The following is a 19,281-nucleotide window of genomic DNA, read 5'->3' as shown; positions in this document are numbered from 1 at the left end:
GCTTCAGGGGGTAACCACCGCTTTAGGGGGAAATTGTGGCGGTTCTCCTTTTCCTCTCGGTGAATATTTCGCCAAGCTCGAGAAGAACGGCATCTCGCTCAATTTCGCCTGCCTCGTAGGACACAACACCATAAGGAAGAAGGTGATGGGGTTGAAAGATGCCGCTCCCACCGAGGAAGAAATGGCCAAGATGAAGAAACTGGTGGCTCAGGCGATGGAGGAAGGGGCGATGGGCATCTCCACCGGACTTGCCTATATGCCCGGGGTCTATGCCAAAACCGGGGAACTAATAGAGCTCGCCAAGGTAGCTGCTCGTTATGGCGGTTTTTATGCCAGCCATATCCGCTCCCACGGCGATAAGATATTCGAGGCGGTGGAGGAAGCGATAGAGATCGGGCGAAAAGCCGGTTGTCGGGTTGAGGTCTCCCACATCAAGCTGGCTCGGGATACAGTATGGGGAAAGACGAAAGAGCTCCTTCGGATCTTCGACAAAGCGAGGGCGGAAGGGATAGAGGTCTCCTGTGATATGTATCCTTATCTTGCCACCTCCTCTGGCTTCTCCTCAAGCTTTCCCGGTTGGGCGCGGGAAGGGGGGCTCGAGAAGTTCATTGAGCGGACGAAAGACCCTAAGCTATACGCCGAGATGAAGAAGGAGTTAATCAAGAGACGCTTCACCACAAGCAAAGGAGTGGATACGGTAAGCGCCATCATCATATCGCGCTATGAGAAGGATCCTCGGTTCGAGGGAAAGAACCTAACCGAGATCTTGACGATGCTCGGGAAGAAGCCCACCGTGGATAACGCCGCCGACCTGGTAATAGAGATAATGAAAAACGGCGATGCCCAAGCGGTTTTCTTCCAGATGTGCGAGGAGGATACCGAGAAGCTTATGGTTTATCCCTATAATATGATCGCCTCGGACGGAGCCTTAGCCAAGTTGGGCGAAGGTTTTCCCCATCCCCGCTATTACGGGACCTTCCCTCGGGTTATCAGCTATTATGTAAAAAAGCGAGGGATAATGAGGCTTGAGGAGGCGATAAGGAAGATGACCTCCCTTCCCGCGGAAATGCTGCGACTAACCGATAGAGGATTGATAAAACCCGGGATGTATGCCGATATCGTTATCTTCGATTATACGAGGATAAAGGACACCGCCCGGTATCGTGACCCCCATCACTACCCCGAGGGGATAGACTATGTGATCGTAAACGGGACGGTGGTTGCGGAGAAGGGAAAACACACCGGGGCAAGACCGGGGATGGTCCTGTACGGTCCGGGAAAGAAGTAGTTCCTTATTTTTGGATAAATAGTCTCTAATTGAGGGCTTCGTGGTACAATCCTCCAGCATAATATCAGCTTGACATAGATGAGCAAGGGGAATAAAATTAGTAAGGTGGAAGTGCGCCTGTAGCTCAACTGGATAGAGCAACGGACTTCTAATCCGTAGGTTGGGGGTTCAAGTCCCTCCAGGCGTGCCATTTAGGTGGTGAGCGTAGCTCAGTTGGTAAGAGCACTGGACTGTGGATCCAGGGGTCGAGGGTTCGAATCCCTTCGCTCACCCCATTTATCTTTCTTTTGACAACGAGATAATCGAGAGCAGGGTAAGAGAGTGCGCCTGTAGCTCAGGGGATAGAGCGACGGACTCCGGATCCGTAGGCCGTAGGTTCGAATCCTACCAGGCGCACCATGAATCTTGACAAATATCCCATTTTGGGATATAAATAAAAAGTGGTGGGCCGTTAGCTCAACTGGTAGAGCAGCTGACTCTTAATCAGAAGGTTGAAGGTTCGAGTCCTTCACGGCCTACCATTGGTTTTTATAATTGGGCGAAAGTGGCGGAATTGGTAGACGCGCTGGACTTAGGATCCAGTGGGCAACCGTGGGGGTTCGAATCCCCCCTTTCGCACCATTAATCTTTTGGCTTTATAAAATAAAATAGAAACTTAAACTTTATTTTTTTATGGAGTAATTCAAATTATGGCGAAAAAGGACTTCAAATCGACCCTAACCGAGATAGACGATTATAAACGGGACCTTCTGGTGGAGGTGCCAGCAGGGGTGGTGGCAGAGGAGATAGAAACAATCTCCTCTGAGATAAGAAGAGGGGCGAAGATCCCGGGTTTCCGTCCAGGGAAAGCCCCCATCTCGGTGATAAAACAGCGCTACAAAGCCACCATAGAACAGCGGATCATCGATAAACTCGTTCCCGAATACTACCGGTTGGCGATCGAAAAACACGAGCTTAATCCCCTTCATCCCCCTTACATCGAGGAGGTGCTGATAAGAGAGGGAGAACCCTTAAAGTTCAAGGCTACCTTCGAGGTAGTCCCGGAGATCACGGTAAAAGGGTACGACAAGGTCAAGGTGAAACGGGGAAAGATCAAGATCACAAAGAAAGAGGTCGAAGAACGATTGGAACAAATAAGAAAGGAGCAGGGAGAACTCATCCCCGTTGAGGATCGGGGTGTAAAAATGGGCGATCTGATAAAACTCGATTACCGCCGGGAGATCGTGGGAGAGAAGGCAAAACCCATCTTCCAGCGGGATGCTACCTTCGAGGTGGGTTCCGCAGGGATGCCGGAAGCTTTCAGCAAAGCGATAATAGGGCTTCGCCCGGGCGAGGTCAAGGAGTTCACCTTCCGTTATCCGGAAGACTACCGCATCCATGAGCTTAAGGGGAAAGAGGCGTCGGTTCGGGTGGAGATAAAGGAGATAAAGGAGAAGAAACTCCCTGAACTCGATGACGAGTTCGCCAAGGATCTTGGCTTTGAAAATTTAGCGGAACTAAAGAAAAAGGTGGAGGAGACCATCCGGGCTGAGAAAGAGCAGGAGGCGGAGAGAAAAGCCCTTGACGAGATATTCAAAAAGATCATCGACAAAAATCCCTTCCCCGTGCCAGAGTATCTGGTGAGGCAGGAGCTCGACAGCCGAGTGGAAGAGGTAGCGAGGAGTTTAGCAGCGCAAGGGGTTGACCCCCGGGGGGTAGACTGGAATAGATTCCGGGAACAGGAGAAAGAGAACGCCACATTAGCGGTGAAAAAGGGATTGATCCTCGACTTTATCATAAAAAAAGAGGGATTAACCGTCTCCGATGATGAAGTGAAGGAGGAGATAGAGAGGATAGCGGAGCAGAGCGGTAAGGGGGCAAAAGCGGTTGAGGCAAGGATCAAGAAAGAAGGGAGCCTTGATGAGTTGAAACGGAACCTCCTTATGAAGAAGGCGATTGACTTTCTCAAAAAAAAGGCTATTATTGATTAAGGAGGAGAAAATAAATGCAGCTCATCCCAATGGTAATTGAACAAACAAGCCGTGGTGAGCGAGCCTATGATATTTACTCCCGCCTCCTCAAAGACAACATAATTTTCATCGGTGCCCCGATCGACGACAACTTAGCCAACCTGGTCATCGCCCAGATGCTCTTCTTGGAAGCGGAAAACCCGGATAAGGATATCTCTCTCTATATAAATTCCCCTGGCGGGGTGGTGACCGCTGGCCTTGCCATTTATGACACGATGAAGTTCGTCAAACCAGATGTTTCTACCATCTGCATTGGCCAAGCGGCGAGTATAGCTGCCCTCCTTCTCGCTGCAGGGGCGAAGGGAAAGCGGTTCGCCCTCCCCAACTCGCGGGTGGTGATCCATCAACCGATGGGTGGGGCTCAAGGACAGGCGAGCGATATCGACATCCAGGCAAGGGAGATAGTAAGACTGAAGAAGAGGCTGAACGAGATATTGGTGGAGCACACTGGACAATCGCTTTCCAAGATAGAACGGGATACCGATCGAGACTTCATTATGACCGCAGCTCAGGCTAAAGAATATGGTATAATAGATGAGATTATAGAAAAGAGGAGGGATTAGCCCTCGAAGGAGAAGATTGATGTCAAAAGGGGAAAAGAAGCCTCCTCTCCTCCGTTGTTCCTTCTGCAACAAAAGCCAAGCCGAGGTAAAAAAGCTAATCGCTGGTCCCAACGCCTATATCTGTGATGAGTGCGTGGAGATATGTATGGAGATACTGGCTGAGGAGAGGATAGGAGAGCAAAAAGAGAAAAAACCCCATCTTCCCAAACCTGCCGAGATAAAAGCCTTCCTCGATCAATATGTCGTTGGCCAGGAAAAGGCAAAGAAGAGGTTGGCGGTAGCGGTCTACAACCACTATAAGAGGATCGAGATGTGGCGGAGGCGAGGAGGGGGTGATGTGGAGCTGGAAAAGAGCAACATCCTCCTCATCGGTCCTACTGGTTCGGGCAAAACCCTGCTCGCCAAGACCCTCGCCCGGCTTCTCAGGGTTCCTTTCGCCATCGCCGATGCCACCACCTTAACCGAGGCAGGATATGTAGGGGAGGATGTGGAGAACATCCTTCTCCGATTGTTCCAGGCATCGGGCTACGACATAGAGAAGGCTCAGAAAGGGATCATCTACATCGACGAAATCGACAAGATATCGCGCAAGAGCGAGAACCCCTCGATCACTCGGGATGTCTCCGGTGAAGGTGTTCAGCAGGCGCTCCTCAAGATACTGGAAGGGGTAGTAGCCAATGTTCCTCCCCAGGGAGGAAGGAAACATCCCTATCAAGAGTTCATCCAGATAGATACCACCAACATCCTCTTCATCTGCGGTGGTGCCTTTGTCGGGTTGGAGAAGATAATCGAGCAGAGGATCGGGGAAAAATCGCTTGGTTTTTCCGCCAAGCTGAAAAAGAAAGGTGAAGACAACATCGGAAAGATATTAGAGCAGGTACAGCCGATAGACCTGATAAAGTACGGGCTCATACCGGAATTCGTGGGTAGGATACCGGTAATCGCCACCTTAGATGAACTCGATAAGAAGGCGCTCATCGAGGTGATGACCAAACCTAAGAACGCCCTTATCAAACAGTATCAGAAGCTGTTCGAATTTGAGAATGTCGATCTCCACTTCACCGACGACGCCTTGGAGGCGATAGCGGAGAAGGCGATAGCGAAGAAGATGGGAGCGAGGGGATTGAGGGCGATCCTCGAGGATTTTATGCTCGATCTTATGTATCAACTCCCCTCATCCTCCGGTATAAAGGAGTGTATCATCACCAGAAAATCGGTGGAGAGCGACGAGAGCCCCATTACCCTGATCGAGGGAAAAGCTGGTTGATCTTAATTTTATTCTCCCTTGAAAAGTGACGAGGCTTACAGACGGCTTTGTCCTGCTTGGTAAGATAGAGCAGCAGTGGAAGAGAAGATGAAAGAATTAGAGGAAGAAAAAAAGGAATATCCCCTCCTTCCCCTGAGGGACGCAGTGGTCTTTCCCAATACCCTGGTTCCTTTCGTGGTGGGGCGGAGGAAATCCATTTCTGCGCTTGAATACGCCCTTAAAAACGGCAAGAAGATATTCCTATCCGCTCAGAGGGATGCCCGGATAGACGAGCCCACCCCATCGGATATATTCGAGGTAGGGACCATCTCTCGCATCGTCCAAAGCGTGCAGATGGCTAACGGCAATTACAAGGTTCTGGTGGAAGGGGTGGAGAGGGCGCGCATCCTTTCTTACAAAGACACATCTGATTTCCTATTTGTAGAACTTGAAACCTTATATTATCCCCTTTCGATGACCCCGGAGTTGGAGAAGCTGATGCGGAAAACCGCCCTCCTCTTCGAGCAGTTCATCAGGCTCTCGCAGAACATAAATGCAGAGACCCTTATCTCCTCCATCCGGGCAGATGATCCAGAGCGGTTAGCCGATATGGTGGCTGCCCAACTACCGATAAGCACCGAGGCGAAGCAGGATCTATTAGAGACGATAGAGCCCTACCGCCGACTCTCAAAGGTCTACTCTGCTTTAAAGGAAGAGGTGGATAAGCTACTAATAGACAAGAAGATCCACGAGCAGGTGAAGAAACAGATGGAAAAGGCGCAGAAGGAGTATTATCTCACGGAGAAGCTCAAGGCGATCCAACGAGAACTGGGGAGAACGGAGGAGAAAGGGGATGAGATATCCCTTCTTCGGGAGCGGATAGAGAAGACCCCGATGTCCGCCGAGGCGAAAGAAAAAGCGCTACTCGAGCTTAAGAGGCTCGAAGCGATGCCTCCGATGTCCGCCGAGGCGACGGTGAGCAGGAACTACCTCGAATGGTTGCTCGCGGTGCCCTGGAAGGCGAAGAGCAGGGAAAACCGGGACCTTTCCCGAGCGGAGCGGATCTTAAACGAGGACCACTACGGCTTGGAAAAGGTGAAGGAGCGGATAATCGAGTACCTTGCGGTTCGCCAGCTGGTGAAGAAGCCGAAGGGTTCCATCCTCTGTTTCGTCGGTGCTCCAGGAGTGGGGAAGAGTTCCCTGGCTCGTTCCATCGCCAGGGCTACGGGAAGGAAGTTTGTCCGTCTATCCCTGGGTGGCGTACGGGATGAAGCGGAGATAAGAGGGCATAGGCGAACCTATATCGGTGCTTTTCCCGGTCAGATAATCCAGATGATGCGCAAGGCGAAGACGAAGAACCCGGTCTTCCTCCTGGACGAGGTGGACAAGATGAGTATGGACTTCCGGGGCGACCCCTCAGCAGCACTTATGGAGGTACTCGATCCGGAGCAGAACAACTCCTTCGTCGATCACTATCTCGATGTGGAGTTCGATCTTTCAGAGGTGATGTTCATCGCCACTGCCAACACCCAGGAGGCGATACCGCGTCCCCTCCAGGACCGGATGGAGATAATCCATCTTTCAGGCTACACCCTGAATGAGAAGATAGCGATAGCCAAGAACTTCCTCTTCCCCAAGCAAATAAAAGCCCATGGCCTCTCCCGGAGGAAGGTAGAACTCTCGGACGAGGCGATAACCTATATCATCGAACGGTACACCAGGGAGGCTGGTGTGCGGAACCTCGAACGCCACATCGCCTCGATCTGCCGCAAGATAGCGAAGAAGGTGGTAGCAGGGGAAAAGGGACCATTTGTTATCAACTCACCGGAAATGGTGGAAGAGTATTTAGGAAAACCGAAGTATCGCAAGAACATTGCGGAGAAGAAGGACGAGGTTGGTCTGGCACAGGGGCTCGCTTGGACCGAGATGGGTGGAGAGATCCTACCCATCGAATGCGTGGTGATGAGGGGGAAAGGAAAGCTCAACCTTACTGGTCAATTGGGGGAGGTGATGCAGGAATCCGCCCGGGCTGCTTTAAGCTATATTCGCTCCCGAGCAGAGGAGTTCGGTATAGACCCTCAATTCCACGAAAAATATGACCTTCACATCCACATACCCGAGGGAGCCATCCCCAAGGACGGTCCCTCTGCAGGAATAACCATAGCCACGGCGATGATCTCCGCCCTTACCCGGATACCAGTCCGCTCAACCATTGCGATGAGCGGTGAGATAACCTTAAGGGGTAAGGTCCTTCCCGTCGGTGGGGTAAAGGAGAAGCTTTTAGCTGCCCATCGTTCCGGGATATTAAAGGTGATCTTCCCCAAGGAAAATGAGAAGGATTTCTCCGAAATACCTGAGGAGGTGAAAAGGGAGCTTAGGGTCCATCTGGTGGAGGAGATGGATGAGGTCCTCCGCCTCGCTTTAGCCAAACCGCTCCCCAGCCCGGCTGAGGTGGGAAGAAAGTATAAACCGCCTCTCTCCTCGGGCGAGCGGGTTTCTGACCAGCCTATTGCCCAATAAACAAAGGATTAATTTGATAGATATTTCCCCAAACGAGGTTTTTGTGAAAGCTTAAGCATAAGAAAATTAATTTCACCCCTAAGTAAGGAAAGAGTTCCCCATCGCTTTAAAAGGGGGATAAGGTGCTAAGAGAGCGAGTGCAATTTGTGAAAAGCGTCTTTTCCCTTGAGGAACTGCCGACCGATCCTCTTCCTATGGTGGCGTTTATCGGGAGGTCCAATGTGGGAAAGTCAAGCCTTATCAATACGATAACGGGAAGAAAGGAGCTCGCTCAGATAAGCAAGAAGCCAGGGAGGACGAAGGCGATAAACTTCTTCCGGGTAGGGGATTCCTTTTACCTTGTTGACCTTCCGGGCTATGGGTATGCGGAGGTTAGGGAAAGCCTGAGAAAGGGTTGGGAGAAGCTGATCGAAGGCTATCTCAAAATAAGCAGAAGGTGGCTGTTTGCGGTACTCATAATCGATTCCCGTCATCCTCCGTTTGAAAGTGATATAATGATGAGGGATTGGCTTTCCTATTACCATATCCCCTATGTGATCGCCCTTACCAAGATAGATAAGGTTCCCCGGGGGAAAAGGGAGAAAGCGCTCTCAACCGCTGCTCAAATATTGAACCAAAAGAAGGAGGAGATAATCCCCTTCTCCGCCAAGACGGGGGAGGGGAAGAGGGAGTTAATAGCAAGGATCGATCGCTTTGTCCGGGGCTACTACCAGAGTACGCCCCGTTATCTGAGAAACCTATAATCAACCAAAGTTAGAGGAGGGCTATGAACCTAAATCTCCAGGAACTAAAAGAAAAAAGCATCAACAACCTCATCCAGATAGCCAAAGATTTCAACATCCCTGGTGCCACGGGAATGCGGAAGCAGGAGCTCATATTCAAGATACTTGAGGCTCAGGCAGAGAAGAACGGACTCATCTTCTCAGAAGGGGTGCTTGAGGTGCTTCCCGAGGGGTTCGGCTTCCTTCGAGCACCGGAGTATAACTACCTTCCCAGTCCGGATGATATCTATGTCTCACCATCGCAGATCAGAAAGTTCGATCTTAGAACCGGCGATACCATCTCGGGACAGGTGAGGCCTCCCAAGGAAGGAGAGAAGTACTTCGCCCTGATCAAGGTGGAAGCGGTAAACTTCGAAAACCCCGAGCTCGCCAAGGACAAGGTCTTCTTCGACAACCTTACCCCGTTCTATCCCACCGAGCGAATCAAGTTGGAGACGGACAAGGACAACATCTCCGCCCGGGTAATGGACCTTCTCACCCCGATCGGGAAGGGACAGCGTGGTCTCATTGTAGCTGCCCCCCGTACCGGAAAGACGATGCTCCTCCAGTGCATCGCCAACTCGATAACCAAAAATCACCCGGAGATCTACTTGATCGTGCTCCTGATCGACGAAAGACCGGAGGAGGTTACCGATATGGAACGCTCGGTGAAAGGAGAGGTGATCAGCTCCACCTTCGATGAGCCTCCGAACAGACACATTCAGGTGGCGGAGATGGTGCTGGAGAAGGCGAAGAGGTTGGTGGAGTACGACAAGGATGTAGTAATCCTCCTCGATTCCATCACCCGGCTTGCCCGTGCTTACAACGCTGTCATCCCACCGAGCGGAAAGGTGCTCTCCGGTGGTATCGATGCCAACGCTCTCCAGCGTCCCAAGAGGTTCTTCGGAGCGGCGAGGAACATCGAGAACGGAGGGAGCCTTACCATCATCGCCACCGCCTTGGTGGAGACGGGAAGCAGAATGGACGATGTTATCTTCGAGGAGTTCAAGGGAACGGGCAATATGGAGATCTATCTCGATCGCAAGCTGGTGGAAAAGAGGGTCTTCCCAGCGATAAACATCAACAAATCGGGAACGAGAAAGGAGGAACTCCTCCTTACTGAAGAGGAGCTGAACCGGGTGTGGATCTTAAGGAAGATACTGAGTCAGCTCTCTCCGGTCGAGGCGATGGAGCTTCTCGTCGACAAGCTCTCAAAGACGGATAGCAACATCGAGTTCCTCCGCTCGATGAACAAGGGATGAATCCTCCTTAAGCTTGCTTTTTTAAAAAAATTCCCCTATAATTTCTTTTTCGTTGCAACTGTGCGAAGGAAAGGAGAGGGTAAGAGATGAAAAAGGACATTCATCCTCGCTACTACGAGGTAACCGTGGTCTGCGCCTGTGGCAACACCTTCAAAACGAGATCGACCAAGAAGGAGCTCAAGCTCGAGATATGCTCCAAGTGCCACCCCTTCTTCACCGGAAAGCAAAAGCTGGTCGACTCCGCGGGAAGGGTTGAGCGGTTCCTCAGAAAGTACGAGAAATACAACCAGGAAAAAGAGAAAGAAAAGAAATAACCATCTGTCACCAATATGGATGAACGAGCCCTTGTCGGGGGCCAGGCGGTGATCGAAGGGGTGATGATGCGGGGACCTCACTCTTTCGCCGTATCCGTTAGGGCTCCCGATGGGAAGATAAAAACAGTAAAAGATTGGTTTATCAAGTTGAGGGAGAAATTTATCCTGTTTAAGCTTCCTCTTCTCCGGGGGGTGGTTGCCCTTATCGAAACCCTTATCCTGGGAGTGAAAGCGCTATCCTACTCCGCTGAGCTTTCTCTACCCGAGGAGGAGAAGAAGGGAAAAGAGAGCTTTGGTCTCGCCATAGGAATAAGCTTTGTCCTTGCTTTGTTGCTTGGTTTTTTGCTCTTTTTCTTTCTGCCATTATATCTCACCCAGTTGTTAAAGGGGGTTATTCCCTTCGGTGAGACCAATATCGGGTTTAACCTGATAGACGGTTTTTTCCGGGTGTTATTCTTTCTTCTCTATCTCCTCTTTATCTCCCAGCTTAAAGATATAAAGAGGATCTTCGCCTATCACGGCGCAGAGCATAAGGCGGTATTCACCCACGAGAAGGGACTACCCCTTACCGTGGAGAACGCCCGGGATAAATCGCCCCTTCATCCCCGCTGTGGCACCGGTTTCCTCCTCACAGTGATGGTGGTGAGCATCTTCGTTTTTACCCTGATCCCAAAGGATGCTCCATTCATTGAAAAGCTTCTCCTGCGGTTCATCCTCCTCCCTCTCATCGCGGGTATCTCCTATGAACTCTTAATGTTTGGGGCGAAGCACGAGGGAAATCCCCTGGCGAAGCTATTCACCCTCCCCTCGCTTTATCTTCAACGGCTGACCACCAGGGAGCCGGACGATCCTCAGCTCGAGGTAGCACTCTCCGCTCTATCCGAGGTACTGGCAATGGAAAAGGAATGGTCCGAAAAAGCGGCTTAAGGGAAGAAGATGATGTTTGAGAAACTTTCGGAAATGGAGGAAAGGTTCGAGGAGCTCTCTCGTCTCCTCGCCGATCCCGAGGTTATCGGGGATAAGGAACGATATCTCAAATACTCCAAGACCTATGCTGAGCTCGCCCCTATCGTCAATAAGTATCGGGAATACAAAGAGGTGATAAAGGGAATCGAGGAAGCAAAGGGGATATTGGAATCCGCTGATGCCGACCCCGAATTAAAGGAACTCGCCGAGGAGGAACTTACGGAGCTCACCGAAAAGGAGGAGGGGCTGAAGAAGGAGCTTACCTTGATGCTCATCCCCAAGGACCCGAACGATGAGCGGAATGTCATCCTCGAGATAAGAGCGGGCACTGGAGGGGAGGAAGCAGCCCTGTTCGCCCAGGAGATCTTTCGGATGTACTCCCGCTATGCCGAACGAAAGGGGTGGAGGGTAGCGATAACCGATATCCACGAGACGAGTATGGGGGGAATCAAGGAGGTAGTCGCCATCATCGAGGGTAAGGGGGCATACTCCTTCCTGAAGCATGAAAGCGGGGTTCACCGGGTTCAACGGGTGCCGGTCACCGAATCCGGAGGGAGGATCCACACCTCGGCGGTCACCGTGGCGGTGCTCCCCGAGGCAGAGGAGATCGATGTGGAGCTCAACGAGAAGGACATCCGCATTGACCGCTTCTGCTCCTCTGGTCCTGGTGGTCAATCGGTGAACACCACCTACTCCGCGGTCAGGGTAACCCACATCCCCACCGGTATCGTCGCCACCTGTCAGGATGAGAAATCGCAGCATAAGAACCTTGCCAAGGCGCTCCGGGTTCTTCGCGCCCGGCTTTACGAGCTCGAGCAGAAGAAGCAGAAGGAGGAGATAGACAAAACGCGGAAGGAGATGATAGGAACCGGCGACAGAAGCGAAAAGGTGCGGACCTACAACTTCCCTCAGGGAAGGGTTACTGACCACCGTATCGGGCTTACCCTCTACCGTCTGGAGGAGATACTGGATGGAGACCTCGACGAGATCATCGACCGGCTGATCGCCCATTTCCAAACAGAACGGTTGAAAAAAGAGATGGAAAAAGAGATAGGTTGAACCATCCTCCGATGAGCCCTTCGTTCTCCGAAAACACCATCTTCTCCCTTCTTGCCGAGGGAAGAAGGTTTCTCAAGGGGAAAAAGATAGCGGCACCACATTTCGCCTCTCTTTCCCTCCTCTCCTACATCCTTGGGTTAGATGAAGCCAAGATCTACCAGGAGGGAAGAAAAACGGTCTCTAAAGAGGTGGCTACGCTTTATTTCTCCTTCTTGAAAAAGCGAGCGGAAGGATGTCCCTTAGCTTATCTTTTAGGAACTCAGGGGTTCTGGACGCTCGAGCTCGAGGTGAAGGAAGGGGTGTTCATCCCGAGACCGGAGACGGAACATATAATAGAAGAGGTTCTCTCCTTAAGGGAGAAAGATAATTTCCGCCTCATCGCCGATATCGGCACCGGATCGGGAAATATCGCCCTTGCCCTTGCCTCTGAGCTCCCTGAAGCAAAGATCATTGCTATAGATATCTCGGAGAAGGCGCTCGCGGTGGCGAAAAGGAATACGGAAAAATATGGCCTTAGCCATCGATTGGAGTTCCTTAAAGGGGATCTCCTTTCCCCCCTTGAGGAGCGGGGTTTATTCTCCTTACTCGATCTCATCGTCTCAAATCCCCCTTACATCCCCTCGGAGGAGGTAGCCACCCTGCCCCAGGAGGTGAGGGATTGGGAACCGAGGGAGGCTTATCTCGCAGGGGATGGTCTTATCTTCTACCGCCGTCTCTTTTCTCAGGGTGGACGCTTCCTTAAAAGGGGCGGGTACCTCGTCGTGGAGATAGGCTATAATCAGGAAGAGGGAGTGAGGGATATCATCTCCTCTGCTCCTTTCCGATTGGTTAATGTGAGGGAGGATCTAAACGGTATCCCCCGGGTTATCTCCGCCCGGTATGAGGGCAAATGATGAACGAGACCGGAGGAAGGATAAGGATCGCTGGAGGAAAACCACTTTCCGGTGAGGTGGTGATATCGGGGGCAAAGAACGCTGCCCTTCCCGCCCTTGCTGCTACCCTCCTTACTGCAAATGAGGTATCCCTCCTGAACCTCCCTCGGGTGGCTGATGTTACCACTATGCTTGAGCTCATCTCCCATCTGGGCGTCGAAATAAAAGAGGAAAAGGGGGTTAAGATAAGGGCGGAGAAGATAGAAAGCCACCAGGCTCCCTACGAACTGGTCAAAAGGATGCGGGCTTCGGTCCTCGTTTTGGGACCCCTCCTTGCCCGAACAGGAAGAGCAATAGTGGCGATGCCCGGCGGTTGCGCCATTGGGGCAAGACCGATAGACCTCCATCTAACTGGCCTCTCCCGCCTCGGTGCTGAGATCACGGTTCGCCACGGCTATGTCGAGGCACGGGCAAAAAGGCTTCGGGGAGCGGAGTATTACTTCAACACGGTAACGGTAACCGGCACAGAACATATAATGATGGCGGCAACCCTCGCCAAGGGGAAAACGATACTCCAGAACTGTGCCCAAGAGCCGGAGGTAGTGGACCTCGCTCATCTCCTTACCAAGATGGGGGCGAAGATAGAGGGGGCAGGGACCCCTACCATCATCATCGAGGGGGTGGAGGAGCTCGACGGAGCCTCACACTCAATAATCCCTGACCGGATAGAAGCGGGAACCTACTTAATCGCCTCCGCTATCACTGGAGGGGGGGTCAAACTGAAGAAAGTTGCACCAAAACACCTCACCTCCCTTCTCGATAAACTCATCGAAGCAGGAGCCTCCTTGAAGATAAAAGGGACAGAGGTAGAACTAACCGGTCTTGAGGAACTCAAGCCGGTGGATGTAAGAACCGCCCCCTATCCCGGCTTTCCCACCGATATGCAAGCACAATGGACCAGCCTGATGACCCAGGCAGAGGGAACGAGCATCATCACCGAGACCATCTTCGAGAACAGGTTTATGCATATAAGCGAGCTTATGCGGATGGGGGCGAATATCAGAATAGAGGGAAGAAGCGCCATAGTAACAGGCAAGACCCCGCTGAGCGGTGCTCTGGTCACCGCCACCGATCTCAGGGCAAGCGCCTCTTTGGTGATCGCCGGCTTGGTGGCGGAAGGGGAGACAATCGTGGAAAACATCTATCATCTTGAGCGGGGCTATGAGGATTTGGTGGGAAAGCTCCGCCAATTGGGAGCAGAAATAGAGAAGATAGGCTGAACCAAGGAGGAAACGATGAACGATTGCATCTTCTGCCGCATCATAAAGGGGGAGATCCCCTCAACCAAGGTCTACGAGGATGATCTCGTGGTAGCGATTGAAGACATCGACCCCAAAGCCCCGGTTCACACTCTAATCATCCCCAAGCGCCATATCGAGACCCTGAACGAGCTAAAAGAGAAGGACAAAAACCTCCTCGGCCACATCATTCTCACCGCAAAGAAGGTAGCCGAGGAAAAGGGGATAGTGGAAAGGGGCTACCGACTGGTAGCGAACTGCCTCGAGGAAGCAGGACAATCCGTCCCCCACATCCACTTCCATCTATTGGGCGGAAGAAGGATGAATTGGCCCCCCGGCTGATCAGATGGGAGGCATTCTTTTATAATAACCAGCCTCCTGCTCATACCGATGGGCGAGCCTAAGCATAAGCTCCTCGGAAAACGGGGGCGCTAAGATCTGAAGCCCCACAGGGAGATTCTCCTTAGTGAACCCACAGGGAAGGGATATCCCCGTTATCCCCGCTAAATTGGTGGTAACGGTGAAGATATCGGAGAGATACATCTTCAATGGATCAGCCACCCGCTCGCCCAGTTTAAACGCCGGCGTGGGAGAGGTGGGGGTGATTATCAAATCGACCTCGGAGAAGGCTTTATCGAAATCCTCCTTGATTAGTGAACGGACCTTCTGTGCCTTGAGGTAATAGGCATCGTAATAACCGGCGGAAAGGGCATAGGTCCCAAGCATAATCCTCCTCTTCACCTCGGCGCCAAACCCCATCCCTCTGGTCTCGATATACATCTCCCTGAGGGAGAAATCCCCCTCCATTCTGAACCCATAGCGCACTCCATCATAACGGGCGAGATTGGAACTCGCCTCGGCAGTGGCAACGAGATAGTAAACGGGAATAGCATACTCGGTATAGGGCAGAGAGACTTCGGAAAACTCGACCCCCAGCGTAGAGAGAAGAGATATCGCCTCTCGCACCTTATCCTCGACCTCGGGATCAAGTCCCTCACCGAAATATTCCTTTGGTATCCCCACCTTCATCCCCTTGATATCCCCCTCCAACGCCGAAAGATAATCGGGCACCGGTCGATCGACCGAGGTGGAATCGGCTGGATCATAGCCAGCGATAACGGAGAGAAGAAGGGCAGAATCGGCAACCGTCCTGGTCATTGGTCCGATCTGATCGAGCGAGGAGGCGAAAGCGACGAGGCCGTATCGGGAAACCCGTCCATAGGTGGGCTTTACCCCAACTATCCCGCAGAGAGCAGCTGGTTGTCTTATCGAGCCCCCGGTATCGGAGCCTAAGGCAAGTATCGTCTCCCCCGCTGATACCGCTGCTGCTGAGCCTCCACTCGAGCCTCCGGGAACACGCGATGTATCCCAAGGGTTCTTGGTGGGAAAGAAGGCGGAGTTCTCAGTGGAGGAGCCCATCGCAAACTCATCCATATTGGTCTTGCCGATTATGATCGCTCCCGCCTCCTTCAGCTTTCTGACCACGGTAGCATCGTAGGGTGGAACAAAGTTCTCGAGCATCCGCGAGGAGCAGGTGGTCCTTATCCCTTTGGTACAGATAACATCCTTCACCGCAATCGGTATCCCGGCAAGGGGACCGAGCTCCTCCCCCTTTGTCAATCTCTCTTCAACCCTCTTCGCCTCGGAAAGCGCCTCATCGATGGTAAGGGTTACATAGGAGGAGAGTTTTTCCTCCACCTCCTCGATCCTCTTCGCCACTGCCTCCACCAATGAGGAAGGAGAAACCTCTCCTTTTCTTATCAGAGAGGAAAGCTCGAGGGCGGTCATCCGGTATAGCTCCATCACCCCTCCTCCTTTCGTTCGGGAATCACCTTCGGCACCTTGAAGAACCCATTTCCCCTCTCCGGTGCATTAGCCAACCCATCTTCCCGGGGAAGAGATGGAACCACCTCATCCTCCCGGAATCTCCCTTCTCCCGGTACTACCTGAAATATGGGGGTTACTTTCTCGGTATCGAGTTCGTTCAGCTTATCGATGAAGCTGAGAATATCCCCTAAATCCTTGGTGATCTTCTTCTCCTCTTCGGAGGAGAGCTTAAGATGGGCTAACCGGGCGACATAAGCCACCTCCTCCTCGGTTATTCTCTTATCACTCATCAGCCACCTCCTCTATTATCTCGATTGAATCCCCTACCCTTATCCTTCCTCCTTTTCTAACCACGGCAAATATCCCTTCATTCGGCATAACACAGATGCCCACCTTCTTCTTGATAGCGCAGGAGGCATGACATTCCTTCCCTATCTTGCTCACCTCGAGGACCACCTCCCCGATCTTAAGCCTCGTCCCTATAGGGAGGGTGTGAAGGATGATCCCCTCGGTGGTAATGTTCTCTCCGAAATCGCCATTCTTCAGGCAGAGTTTAATCTTGGGGTGGTTTTCTATCTTCCTCCTGCTTTCCACTGCCAAAAGGGAAACCTGCCTTATACCCCCTCCAGCGTGGGCATCCCCTACCAATCCATAATCTTCCTTAAACTCCCCTTCAGGGATAGGGGTTTTAGCGATGCCCTTTTTCTCGCTTATGTTTATCGATAATACCTTAGCCATCTTCAAAACACCTCCACAATGACCTTTGCTCCTTTCTCCAAAACCTCGGTGTTCTCGGAGATGCCGATGAACCCATCGCCCAAGGCGATGGTGGTTATGGCACTTGAGCCCTTCATTATGGGATGGGCATAAAAAACATCACCCTTCTCTTCAAGGGATACCGAGAGAAACTCATACCTCCCGATGGTGGAGGCAACCTTCCTTGTAAGCACCGCCTCTACCCTTCTTTTCCTCAAACTCATCCCAAGCATCCGAGCTATAAGCGGTTCCACCAATATGTGGAAGTTGGAGAGAGCCGAAGTAGGATGTCCCGGAAGCCCGAGGAAGGGCTTCCCCGAAACCCGGGCGATGACCACCGGTTTCCCCGGCTTCACCGCCACCCCATGAACGAGCACCTCGCCAAGGCTCCGCGCCACCTCAAGGGTAAGGTCCTCCTCCCCTAAGCTCGAACCGCCGGTCATAAGAAGGAGATCCGCTTCAGGAAGTGCTTTCTTAAGCCTTCCCTCTATCTCCCCCTTATCATCCGGGGCTATGCCAAGATCGATGACCGAAGCACCAATCCCCCTCAGGGAATCGGTGAGGGTCCTTGAGTTTATATCATATATCTTCCCCGGAGAAAGCTCCTTGCCCGGAGAGAGAAGCTCATTCCCGGTAATAAGGAGGGCAACCTTAGGACGCCTCTTAACCGGCACCTCGGTTATCCCGATGGCGGCAAGCACCCCGGTATCCTTGGGCTTAAGCAATCTCCCCTTGGAAAGCACCCGCTCCCCTTTTTTGACATCGCTTCCCACCCCGCTAACATTCTCCCCAGGAGCTACCGCACGATAGAGGAGCACCGTCCCCTCTTCGCGCTCCGTATGCTCTACCATCACCACCGCATCCGCCCCCTCAGGAAGGGGTGCTCCAGTCGATATTTCCACGCACTCCCCCTCACTCACCCTCCTCGGGAAAACCTCACCAGCGGAAACCTTCCCCAAAAAGCGGAGGGACACGGGACTCTCCGCCTTAGCCCCAAAGGTGGATGAAGCAACCACGGCAAACCCGTCCATAGCGCTCCTCTTAAATGGGGGAACAGAGATGGGCGAGGTGATATCACGGGAAAGAACCCGGAAAAAAGCTTCTGATAGGGGAACACGCTCCTCAGGAAGCTCAACAGCAAGGGAGAAGAGTATCTCCTTTGCCCGAGAAAGGGAAATGAGCTCAGAGAAACCGGGCTTAGGCATTCTTCCCCTCCTTAACCTTCTTAAGGACCCGAACCCCACTTATCAAGGTGGTGGGATAATTCCCGCCTTCATCCTTCTCCAGATATTTCACCATATCCCAGATGGTGAGAAGAGCGATTACTACCGCGGTGAGCGCCTCCATCTCCACCCCGGTTCTTGCCCGGGCTACCACCTCAGCACGGGCTTCTATCTTATCATCAGCGATGGCGAAATCCACCGCCACCTTCTCTATGGGGATGGGATGGCAGTAGGGGATGAGCTCCGGGGTCTTCTTCACGGCGAGGGTAGCGGCGATCTCCGCTGCCTGAATGGGATCGCCCTTCTTTATCAGCCCCTTTTTTATCTTCTCGATCGTCTCCCGCTTAAGGCTTATCTCCCCCCGAGCGACTGCCCGGCGGAGAACCACTTCTTTCCCCGATATATCAACCATAGGCATAATAGGGCTCCCGACGAGATAGCGCCTCATAGACGGAGGAGATGCCGGTATAAGGAACAAGGTTATCGTTCCGCATAAGGCAGGGCTTGATCATCCCCTTCGAGGTTATCCGGAGCTTGGTACAGTTCCTGCAGAACTCCGGTTGGTGCGGTCTCACCACCTCCACCAACACCCCTTCGATATCGTACTGTCTCCTTCCCTGCATCCTTCGTACCACCACCCTCCTTGCCCGTCTTGCAAGCTCCTCCTCCAGCCGGCTCAGGTTGTAATAATGTGCTTTAAAGAAACTGTGGTCGATATCGATTAGCTCTATGAGCTGGAGGATAACCCCCTCTTTCCTCGCATATTCTATCATCGGCTCTACTTCACTCTCATTTATCCCCTTTAATACCACCATATTAAGCTTTATTGGGGATAGCCCCGCCTCTCTTGCTGCCCTGAGCGAAGGTGATATCTCCCTTAAATTCTTTGGGAGAACTGAGGTGAAAGAATCGCAACCTATATTCACCCGATTGAGACCCGCTTCCTTTAGAGGATAAGCGAGCTTTTGAAGAAGGGTACCGTTGGTGGTCATCGAGATATCAACGACCTCGGGAAAATCCGCCACCCGACGCACTATCTCCACGATCTCCGGGTGGAGTAGCGGTTCCCCACCGGTTATTTTCACTTTCCTTACCCCAAGAGGAACAAGATCATCAAGCACCCGGGATACGAAATCGGGCGAAAGCTCCCCTCCATCTCCTTCCTCGCCTTCATGATGACAATAGGGACAGCTTAGGTTACAACGAGAGGTAACCGCTATCCGAAGATAATCCACCCTTCGTCCATATCTATCCTCCATAGAGCCACTCCTGAGGTTCCTATTATAGTAAAAATAACGGGAATAAATCCAATTTTCC

19 protein-coding genes and 5 tRNA genes are annotated in these 19,281 nt (G+C 52.2%); 18 read left to right on the top strand and 6 right to left on the bottom strand.

Going from position 1 to position 19,281, the window contains the following annotated elements:
- The 18 genes from J7L64_03775 to J7L64_03690 form a co-directional block, all read left to right on the top strand.
- The coding region (locus J7L64_03775) for an amidohydrolase family protein (GenBank protein ID MCD6451466.1) at positions 1–1,288 on the top strand (1,288 nt) is incomplete at its 5' end.
- 113 nt (positions 1,289–1,401) lie between these two features.
- A tRNA-Arg gene (locus J7L64_03770) sits at positions 1,402–1,478 on the top strand.
- An 8-nt stretch (positions 1,479–1,486) separates the two neighbouring features.
- A tRNA-His gene (locus J7L64_03765) sits at positions 1,487–1,563 on the top strand.
- 48 nt (positions 1,564–1,611) lie between these two features.
- Positions 1,612–1,687, top strand: a tRNA-Arg gene (locus J7L64_03760).
- Positions 1,688–1,733: 46 nt separating this feature from the next.
- Positions 1,734–1,809 (top strand) — tRNA-Lys (locus J7L64_03755).
- 17 nt (positions 1,810–1,826) lie between these two features.
- Positions 1,827–1,909 (top strand) — tRNA-Leu (locus J7L64_03750).
- Between the two features lie 68 nt (positions 1,910–1,977).
- The gene (tig, locus tag J7L64_03745; protein ID MCD6451465.1) at positions 1,978–3,258 is read left to right on the top strand and encodes a trigger factor; all 1,281 of its coding nucleotides are present in this window, start codon (positions 1,978–1,980) and stop codon (positions 3,256–3,258) included.
- A gap of 14 nt (positions 3,259–3,272) precedes the next feature.
- Positions 3,273–3,860 carry an ATP-dependent Clp endopeptidase proteolytic subunit ClpP gene (gene clpP, locus J7L64_03740; protein ID MCD6451464.1) on the top strand — a complete coding sequence of 196 codons (588 nt, stop codon included), beginning with the start codon at positions 3,273–3,275 and terminating at the stop codon, positions 3,858–3,860.
- 19 nt (positions 3,861–3,879) lie between these two features.
- Positions 3,880–5,127, top strand: a complete 1,248-nt coding sequence (gene clpX / locus J7L64_03735; GenBank protein ID MCD6451463.1) for an ATP-dependent Clp protease ATP-binding subunit ClpX — start codon at positions 3,880–3,882, stop codon at positions 5,125–5,127.
- Between the two features lie 87 nt (positions 5,128–5,214).
- Positions 5,215–7,626, top strand: coding sequence for an endopeptidase La (lon, locus tag J7L64_03730; GenBank protein ID MCD6451462.1), 2,412 nt, complete (start codon positions 5,215–5,217; stop codon positions 7,624–7,626).
- Positions 7,627–7,748: 122 nt separating this feature from the next.
- A complete protein-coding gene (locus tag J7L64_03725) occupies positions 7,749–8,369 on the top strand; it encodes a YihA family ribosome biogenesis GTP-binding protein (GenBank protein ID MCD6451461.1) in 621 nt (206 codons plus the stop codon).
- A 23-nt stretch (positions 8,370–8,392) separates the two neighbouring features.
- The gene (rho, locus tag J7L64_03720; protein MCD6451460.1) at positions 8,393–9,649 is read left to right on the top strand and encodes a transcription termination factor Rho; all 1,257 of its coding nucleotides are present in this window, start codon (positions 8,393–8,395) and stop codon (positions 9,647–9,649) included.
- An 86-nt stretch (positions 9,650–9,735) separates the two neighbouring features.
- The gene (rpmE, locus tag J7L64_03715; GenBank protein MCD6451459.1) at positions 9,736–9,963 is read left to right on the top strand and encodes a 50S ribosomal protein L31; all 228 of its coding nucleotides are present in this window, start codon (positions 9,736–9,738) and stop codon (positions 9,961–9,963) included.
- Between the two features lie 15 nt (positions 9,964–9,978).
- Positions 9,979–10,890, top strand: coding sequence for a DUF1385 domain-containing protein (locus J7L64_03710; GenBank protein MCD6451458.1), 912 nt, complete (start codon positions 9,979–9,981; stop codon positions 10,888–10,890).
- Positions 10,891–10,902: 12 nt separating this feature from the next.
- Positions 10,903–11,988: a peptide chain release factor 1 gene (gene prfA / locus J7L64_03705; protein ID MCD6451457.1), complete on the top strand. Its 1,086-nt coding sequence runs from the start codon at positions 10,903–10,905 to the stop codon at positions 11,986–11,988.
- 11 nt (positions 11,989–11,999) lie between these two features.
- A complete protein-coding gene (prmC, locus tag J7L64_03700) occupies positions 12,000–12,881 on the top strand; it encodes a peptide chain release factor N(5)-glutamine methyltransferase (protein MCD6451456.1) in 882 nt (293 codons plus the stop codon).
- Positions 12,881–14,140, top strand: coding sequence for a UDP-N-acetylglucosamine 1-carboxyvinyltransferase (gene murA / locus J7L64_03695; GenBank protein MCD6451455.1), 1,260 nt, complete (start codon positions 12,881–12,883; stop codon positions 14,138–14,140). The genes prmC and murA overlap by 1 nt, the downstream gene beginning before the upstream one ends.
- Before the next feature lie 15 nt (positions 14,141–14,155).
- Positions 14,156–14,500, top strand: coding sequence for a histidine triad nucleotide-binding protein (locus J7L64_03690; protein ID MCD6451454.1), 345 nt, complete (start codon positions 14,156–14,158; stop codon positions 14,498–14,500).
- Here J7L64_03690 and gatA read toward each other — a convergent pair whose 3' ends face one another.
- Genes gatA through moaA form a run of 6 tightly spaced genes read right to left on the bottom strand, consistent with a single transcriptional unit; the run spans position 14,501 to position 19,223 of the window.
- Complete coding sequence (gene gatA / locus J7L64_03685) at positions 14,501–15,961, bottom strand: Asp-tRNA(Asn)/Glu-tRNA(Gln) amidotransferase subunit GatA (GenBank protein ID MCD6451453.1); 1,461 nt, start codon at positions 15,959–15,961, stop codon at positions 14,501–14,503.
- The gene (gatC, locus tag J7L64_03680; GenBank protein MCD6451452.1) at positions 15,961–16,275 is read right to left on the bottom strand and encodes an Asp-tRNA(Asn)/Glu-tRNA(Gln) amidotransferase subunit GatC; all 315 of its coding nucleotides are present in this window, start codon (positions 16,273–16,275) and stop codon (positions 15,961–15,963) included. Before gatC ends, gatA begins: the two co-directional genes overlap by 1 nt.
- The gene (locus J7L64_03675) at positions 16,268–16,723 is read right to left on the bottom strand and encodes an MOSC domain-containing protein (protein ID MCD6451451.1); all 456 of its coding nucleotides are present in this window, start codon (positions 16,721–16,723) and stop codon (positions 16,268–16,270) included. The genes gatC and J7L64_03675 overlap by 8 nt, the downstream gene beginning before the upstream one ends.
- A 2-nt stretch (positions 16,724–16,725) precedes the next feature.
- On the bottom strand, positions 16,726–17,946 hold the full coding sequence (locus tag J7L64_03670) for a molybdopterin molybdenumtransferase MoeA (protein ID MCD6451450.1): 1,221 nt from the start codon (positions 17,944–17,946) through the stop codon (positions 16,726–16,728).
- Entirely contained in the window at positions 17,939–18,412 is a 474-nt protein-coding gene (moaC, locus tag J7L64_03665) for a cyclic pyranopterin monophosphate synthase MoaC (protein ID MCD6451449.1), read from the bottom strand. Before moaC ends, J7L64_03670 begins: the two co-directional genes overlap by 8 nt.
- Positions 18,369–19,223 (bottom strand): GTP 3',8-cyclase MoaA, encoded by an 855-nt coding sequence (moaA, locus tag J7L64_03660; protein ID MCD6451448.1) that lies wholly within the window; start codon positions 19,221–19,223, stop codon positions 18,369–18,371. The genes moaC and moaA overlap by 44 nt, the downstream gene beginning before the upstream one ends.
- Positions 19,224–19,281 lie beyond the last annotated feature (58 nt).

It is taken from the genome of Acidobacteriota bacterium, from assembly GCA_021161905.1.
Taxonomy (GTDB): Bacteria; Acidobacteriota; B3-B38; order Guanabaribacteriales; family JAGGZT01; genus JAGGZT01.
This window is presented reverse-complemented; position numbering and strand designations above follow the sequence as displayed.